Genomic DNA, 6,210 nt, shown 5'->3' on the forward strand with positions numbered 1-6,210 from the left:
ATCAGCGGGCGTTCGGGGAAGACCTGCCCGAGGCGGCGACGCGGGTGAAGGTGGGTTAGTCGGCGTCTACCCAGAGCTTTGCATTCTGATTTTTGAGGTAAGCATCGACGCTGCGGTGCATCATGTGCTCGGGCTCGATGACACGGCCATTTGGCATCACCAAAGCTCTCGTTCGTTCGTCGATTCCGTCTCCTGTAACCGGGGCAACCTCCCCGTTCTCCAAGATAGCCCACCCGACGACCGTCACGAGTTCGTAGAACTCTCCTTCTTGGATGGGATCAAGAACATAAGTATCCGGCTGCGCTACGCAAATCTGCGATACTCGGCGCTCCACAACTCTTTCCCAGTAGCTAAGATTAACTCGAACTCCACCGTCGGCGAAATCGACCAAGGCAACATTGGCCTTTTGATCTTTGCGAACTCGAACGACGCTTGAAACTGGGTAGCTCCAACCGTTCTCGTCTTCAAAAAACATATGAACCCTCCCTGAACGCAAAGTGAACATCAACCCGGGAGGCGGCAGTTGGCAAGGCGCGAATTCGCTTGCCTGTGGATTAAGCCGCCCTCGGAGTAATCATCTCCAGGGCCGCGCCCATCTTTCGCCGCTGCTCCATCAGGTCATGATCCGCCTGGAGGCCCAGAAAGAACCCCGGCCTGAGACCCCAATACCGCGTCAGACGCAGGTCGGTGTCGGCCGTGACCGCGCGTTTACCCAGAACGATCTCATTGATCCGGCGCGGCGGCACCCCGATGGCGTTGGCCAGCGCGGTCTGGCTCATGCCGATAGGCTTCAAGAAGTCCTCCAGCAGGATGTCGCCCGGCGTGGGATTCTTCAGCCAGTCGTCGGGATGGCCGATATCGGCGAGCCGATCAGTGGTAGTCGCAGATTTCGACATCGTCGCAGCCTCCATCACTCCAGCGGAAACAGATCCGCCACTGCTGATTGATCCGGATCGAATGCTGCCCCTTCCGGTCGCCGGACAGGGCCTCCAGCCGATTGCCGGGCGGGACGCGAAGCTCGTCCAGCACGGCGCTTTGGTTCAGCAGACGCAGCTTTCGCAACGCCGCATCCTGAATATCGCCAGGCAGGCGCCGCGACCGTGCGCCGGCCCATAACTTCTCCGTCTCGCGATCACGAAAGCTGCGGATCATCGCGCGTAAATATAACGCATAACGTTATGAGGAACAAGAAAGCATGTCCGCCACACAGCCGCTTACCCCCTCCGGCCACCCCGTCACCGCCGTCTCCAGTCCCGCCTGATCCCCGGCGAATAGCGCCCGCACGGCGTCCTCATAGCCGGGCAGGTCCCCCGCCAGGGCGGTCATGAAGCGATAGGCCGCTTCCCGCCCCCGGCGCACCCGATCCGGTCCTTCGGCCTCGCGCATCGCGGCCTCGACCAGTTTGCGTAAGGCCACCGACGCCCCGCCCGGCTGGGTCGCCAGCCAGTCCCAGTGGCGGGGCAGCAGGGTCACTTCCCGCGCCGTCACCCCCAGTTTCGGCCGGCCCGGTCCGCGTTTCGCCTCGGGCGCCGCCGTCGGCAATCGCGCCAGGGCGGTCTCCAGATCGCCGCGCAGGTCGAACTCCACAGTGCGGCCGCTGGCGCGGTCGAAGACCAGGACGCCCCGCCCTGTCTCACCGGCCCGTTCGCTGGCCCCCATGACGGCCGGCAGCACATCCCGCGGCGATCCGCGCGCGATCAGGGCGTGACCGGCGAATGCCAGGCAGTCCATGTCGGGGGTCGGGATCATCGCGCGTCTCCTGGGGTCGAGACGCGGATTTGCCCGGATAAAATCAGCTCGTCAATATCGCCCGGGTAAATCCTTGGCGATCACCGCCTCTCGCGGTCCATACGCGCCTGTTCGACCGCCTGGGCCAGGTCGCCTTCGTCTTGGGGCCGGGCCTGCCACAGGGTGGCGTGGACATCGTCGCGCAGCCGCTCCTGGGTGTAATAATATAGCGCCAGCGACCGCCGCACGACGTCGGGCGGGCAGTCCAGCGGGTCCGGGTGGCCGTGGTACGAGGTGTCGGTGGTCGAGAACACCACCATCCGGTTGAACAGCGGCGCCACCTTCTGCGCACAGCGGTCCATATCGACGGTCCACAGCTCCAGATCGCCGCCCCAGGCCGTGTCCCAGTCCTCGTTCAGATAGACCAGCACATTCAGCCGCCGATACAGCCCCATCTGCGGATGGGTGTTGAAGTCGGCATGCACCGCCAGCCGCCCACCGCGCAGGATCTGGTGGAACCCCGCCCCCCACAGATACGGATCGGGCACCAGGCCCGGAATCCCGGTGACGGCCGACAGATACTCAACGAACGGCTTGGCCGACAGATAGTGGATCAGACGCAGGCTTTTCGGCCCCATGCGCGCCACGTCGCGCCAGGCGAATTTGTTCTCCTGCAGATGCTTGACCTCCAGGTTGAACAGGTCGCGCTGGGTCAGGGGTGACGGCACCTCGGCCGCGACGTCGCGCAGGGCGCGCGGATCGAACAGGCCATCGATGACGATGTGCGGGAACGGGTCGGCGGTGCGATAGGCCTCGGCCTGCCGCGCCTGATGGGCGGCGAAGTCGGCGCCGTCGGCGAAGACGGTGTGAAAATCCCCCGCGCCAGGGGCCGAAGGATGGGCGCGCTTGAACAGGTTCCACATGGCCACGGTTGTAGCCACCCCGGATGCGCCTGTCTTGGGGAGAAGAATGTTCTTGCTTTGTTCCGCTTGTGCGCGCATGGTCGGGCCATGGCGATACAGCCGACGAAAGGACGCGGGGCCCGATCCAACGCTAGCGGACGGTATGAGGCGACGACGACCGAGGACTTCGACGACGGCTGGACCGCCGACGATGCGACCCCGGCGCCGCTTCGCACCACCCTGACCCCGGAACGGGCGCGGACGATTATCGCCCGCAACGACAGTCCCGACGTCGGCTTCGACCGATCCATCAACCCTTACAAAGGCTGTGAACATGGCTGCATCTACTGCTACGCCCGTCCGTCCCATGCCTGGATGGGCCTATCCCCGGGCCTGGATTTCGAGAGCCGGATCTTCTTCAAGCCCGAGGCCGCGCGTCTGCTGGAACAAGAGCTGTGCCGCCCCCGATACCGCTGCCGGCGCATCCACATAGGGGGCAACACCGACCCGTATCAGCCGGTCGAGTGCACACTGAAATCCACCCGGTCGGTGCTGGAGGTGATGCAGCGGTTCAACCACCCGTTCAGCATCATCACCAAGTCGGTGCTGATCGCCCGCGACGCCGACATCCTGGGGGCCATGGGGCGTGCGGGACTGTGTTCGGCCTTCGTCTCCCTGACCACCCTGGACCGCAAGCTGGCGCGGGACATGGAGCCGCGGGCCAGCACGCCCGCCAAACGGCTGGAGGCTATTCGGCGGCTGGCGGATGCGGGATGCCCGGTCGGCGTCGGCTTCGCGCCCGTCATCCCCGGCCTGAACGACCATGAGATGGAGGCGGTGCTGGAGGCGGCGGCCCAGGCGGGCGCGACCAGCGCCATGTATGTGACCCTGCGCCTGCCGCTGGAGATCAAGGACCTGTTCCGCGAATGGCTGGCCGACGCCCGGCCCGACCGCGCGGCGCGGGTCATGTCTCTGGTGCGCCAGACGCGCGGCGGCCGCGACTATGACCCCGACTGGTCCCAGCGCATGAAGGGGACCGGCCCGGTCGCCGACCTGCTGGCTACGCGTTTCAAGGCGGCGATCAAACGCTACGGCCTGGATGCGCCCCGCGCGCCGCTGGACGAAAGCCGGTTCCGCGTTCCGGCCGATGCGCGAACGCAGCTGGACCTGTTCGACGCCTGAGACTGCGCGCCCTAGCCCACATGGCCCGCCGCACGGCGCAGGCGGTCGTTGATGGCCTCGCCCAGGCCGGTTTGGGGGATGGGTGACACGGCGATGCCGGCGGGCTTCAGCCGGTCCGCCTGACGCAGCCGCCGGAACAGATTGGCCGCCGCCTCGCGCAGGTCGCCGGTGGGGCTGAGCGACAGATCGGGATCGCCGACGCCGGGACCGAACCCCAGCAGGACTTCGCCCGGCCGCGCCTGATCCGCCTCGATCCGCACCGGGGCGTCAGGGGCGTAATGCACGGTCAGGCGGCCGGGCGAGCGATGCCCCTGCCCGCCCGTATCCAGCGGCCCGGCGACGGCCTCGATCTCGTCGCGTGTGACCGCGCCGGGGCGCAGCAGGGTCAGCCGCCCGTCCAGCACCGACACCACGGTCGATTCCACCCCCACGGCGCAGTCGCCGCCATCCAGAGCGGCCCCGGCGGCGAATCCGGTTTCCTCCACCGCATCCTCGAACGTCGTCGGACTGGGCCGGCCCGAGCGATTGGCCGACGGCGCGACCACCGGCCGCCCAAAGGCCGCGATCACCGCCCGCGCCCGCGCGTGGCCCGGCGCCCGCACCGCCACACTGTCCAGGCCGGCGCGCGCCAGATCACAGACTTCGTCCCGGTCCCGAACGGGCGCCACGATCGTCAGGGGGCCGGGCCAGAAGGCGTCGGCCAGGCGTCGGGCGCGGTCGTCGAACACCGCGATCCGCTCGGCCTGAACCGCATCGGAAACATGCGCGATCAAGGGGTTGAAGCGCGGTCTTCCCTTGGCTTCGAAGATGTCGGCGACGGCCTGGGCGTTCCCGGCGTCGGCCGCCAGCCCATAGACCGTCTCGGTCGGCAGGATCACCAGGCCGCCATCGGCCAGCGCCGCAACGGCCGCCTGGTCGGTGTCGCTCATCGTCGCGCCAGGAAGGGCAGCATCCGCCCCAGCACCCCGTCGCGATCCACGAACTGGTGCTTCAGCGCCGCGCCGATGTGCAGGATGGCCAGGACATACAGACCCTTCACCACGATGCGGTGAACGTCCATGAACTGGCCCGCCGCCTCGCGCCCGCCGCCGATGGGCAGCAGGGGCCAGTTGAACAGGCCGAACCAGCTGATGTCGCGCCCGGCCGCCGACGACGCCAGCCAGCCCGACAGCGGCAGGATCAGCAGCACGGCGTAGAACAGCCAGTGGGTGGCCGAAGCCAGCGTCTTCTCCCACCGTTTCATCGCCTCCGGCATGGGCGGTGGCGGGTTCATGAAGCGCCAGACGATGCGCAGCACGGTCAGGACAAGCAGGCTGATCCCCACCGCCTTGTGCGTGTCGCGGAACAGGCGTGCGTCCGGGCCCTGGGCGGCGTCGCCGGCCATGACCAGGCCGATCTGGGCGATCACCAGCACGGCGATGATCCAGTGCAGCCCGATGGCGACCCCGGTGTAATGGCTGCGGATTTCGCTCACACTCTTCCCTTCCGTGACGGCAGGGCGCCAGCTTGGCGGATCGGAACCGTCTCGCCAAGCGGCCCTTGCGTCGCAGCCGTGTGGCGCGGCATGGATCGCCTGAACCAAGAGAGATCGCACGATGACCTACCGCGCCCCGCTTCGCGACATCGCCTTCACCCTGCGCGCCATCGCCGGGGCCGACGCCCTGATGGGCGACGCCTTTCCCGATTTCGACGCCGAGGTGACCGATGCGGTGCTGGAGGCGGCGGGCCAGTTCTCCGAGGGCGTTCTGGCGCCGCTGAACCGCATCGGCGACCAGAAGGGCTCGCAATACGCCAATGGCGCCGTGACGGCCGCGCCGGGATTCGCCGACGCCTATCGCCAGTTCGCGGCCGGCGGCTGGACCGGGCTGGCGGCGCCGGTTCATGCCGGCGGCCAGGGTCTGCCCAAGGCGCTGGAGCTGGCGGCGTTCGAGACGGTGCATTCGGCCAACATGGCCTTCGGCCTGTGCCCCATGCTGTCGCTGGCGGCCATCGAGGCGCTGGAAGCGGTCGGCTCCGAGGCTCAGAAGGAGATCTGGCTGACCCGTCTGGTCAGCGGCGAATGGACCGGCGCCATGGTCCTGACCGAACCGCATGCGGGCACCGACCTGGGGTCACTGACGGCCACCGCGACGCCGAACGGCGACGGAACCTATGCGCTGAACGGCCAGAAGATCTTCATCACCTGGGGCGATCACGACGCCACCGACAACATCGTGCACATGGTGCTGGCCCGCCTGCCCGACGCCCCGCCGGGGCCCAAGGGCATCAGCCTGTTCCTGGCCCCGAAATTCCTGGTCAATGCCGACGGCTCCCTGGGCGCCCGCAACGCCTTCCGGCCTGTCGGCGTCGAGCACAAGCTGGGCATCCACGCCTCGCCCACCTGCGTCATGAGCTATGA

9 protein-coding genes are annotated in these 6,210 nt (G+C 67.6%); 2 read left to right on the forward strand and 7 right to left on the reverse strand.

Translation table 11 applies throughout. From position 1 onward, the window contains the following. Positions 1-55 precede the first annotated feature (55 nt). From Q0581_RS09170 to Q0581_RS09190, 5 genes are all read right to left on the reverse strand, one after another. The gene (locus Q0581_RS09170) at positions 56-475 is read right to left on the reverse strand and encodes a hypothetical protein (protein WP_298699602.1); all 420 of its coding nucleotides are present in this window, start codon (positions 473-475) and stop codon (positions 56-58) included. 79 nt (positions 476-554) lie between these two features. Next, positions 555-896, reverse strand: a complete 342-nt coding sequence (locus Q0581_RS09175) for a HigA family addiction module antitoxin (RefSeq protein WP_298699604.1) — start codon at positions 894-896, stop codon at positions 555-557. Then, a complete protein-coding gene (locus Q0581_RS09180; RefSeq protein WP_298699605.1) occupies positions 871-1,152 on the reverse strand; it encodes a type II toxin-antitoxin system RelE/ParE family toxin in 282 nt (93 codons plus the stop codon). Before Q0581_RS09180 ends, Q0581_RS09175 begins: the two co-directional genes overlap by 26 nt. Positions 1,153-1,176: 24 nt before the next feature. After that, a complete protein-coding gene (locus tag Q0581_RS09185; RefSeq protein WP_298699607.1) occupies positions 1,177-1,749 on the reverse strand; it encodes a DUF2239 family protein in 573 nt (190 codons plus the stop codon). Positions 1,750-1,829: 80 nt separating this feature from the next. After that, entirely contained in the window at positions 1,830-2,669 is an 840-nt protein-coding gene (locus tag Q0581_RS09190; protein ID WP_298699609.1) for a 2OG-Fe(II) oxygenase, read from the reverse strand. Between the two features lie 69 nt (positions 2,670-2,738). Between Q0581_RS09190 and Q0581_RS09195 the strand changes: the two genes are divergently transcribed. Beyond that, on the forward strand, positions 2,739-3,812 hold the full coding sequence (locus Q0581_RS09195) for a PA0069 family radical SAM protein (protein ID WP_298699611.1): 1,074 nt from the start codon (positions 2,739-2,741) through the stop codon (positions 3,810-3,812). A gap of 11 nt (positions 3,813-3,823) precedes the next feature. On the opposite strand, the gene Q0581_RS09200 is transcribed toward Q0581_RS09195, so the two are convergent. Both Q0581_RS09200 and Q0581_RS09205 read right to left on the reverse strand, forming a co-directional pair. Then, complete coding sequence (locus Q0581_RS09200) at positions 3,824-4,741, reverse strand: L-threonylcarbamoyladenylate synthase (protein WP_298699613.1); 918 nt, start codon at positions 4,739-4,741, stop codon at positions 3,824-3,826. Then, positions 4,738-5,286: a cytochrome b gene (locus tag Q0581_RS09205; RefSeq protein WP_298699615.1), complete on the reverse strand. Its 549-nt coding sequence runs from the start codon at positions 5,284-5,286 to the stop codon at positions 4,738-4,740. The genes Q0581_RS09200 and Q0581_RS09205 overlap by 4 nt, the downstream gene beginning before the upstream one ends. A 121-nt stretch (positions 5,287-5,407) precedes the next feature. Here Q0581_RS09205 and Q0581_RS09210 point away from each other — a divergent pair. Next, positions 5,408-6,210 (forward strand): acyl-CoA dehydrogenase family protein (locus Q0581_RS09210; protein WP_298699617.1); only part of this gene is annotated, 803 nt, incomplete at its 3' end.

The sequence above is a fragment of the uncultured Brevundimonas sp. genome (genome assembly GCF_937863155.1).
GTDB lineage: Bacteria > Pseudomonadota > Alphaproteobacteria > Caulobacterales > Caulobacteraceae > Brevundimonas.

Bases quoted from the DNA above. Each gene is read 5' to 3' on its own strand.
- Q0581_RS09170 (WP_298699602.1), bottom strand. From the start codon at position 475: ATGTTTTTTGAAGACGAGAACGGTTGGAGCTACCCAGTTTCAAGCGTC.
- Q0581_RS09175 (WP_298699604.1), bottom strand. From the start codon at position 896: ATGTCGAAATCTGCGACTACCACTGATCGGCTCGCCGATATCGGCCAT.
- Q0581_RS09180 (WP_298699605.1), bottom strand. From the start codon at position 1,152: ATGATCCGCAGCTTTCGTGATCGCGAGACGGAGAAGTTATGGGCCGGC.
- Q0581_RS09185 (WP_298699607.1), bottom strand. From the start codon at position 1,749: ATGATCCCGACCCCCGACATGGACTGCCTGGCATTCGCCGGTCACGCC.
- Q0581_RS09195 (WP_298699611.1), top strand. From the start codon at position 2,739: ATGGCGATACAGCCGACGAAAGGACGCGGGGCCCGATCCAACGCTAGC.
- Q0581_RS09200 (WP_298699613.1), bottom strand. From the start codon at position 4,741: ATGAGCGACACCGACCAGGCGGCCGTTGCGGCGCTGGCCGATGGCGGC.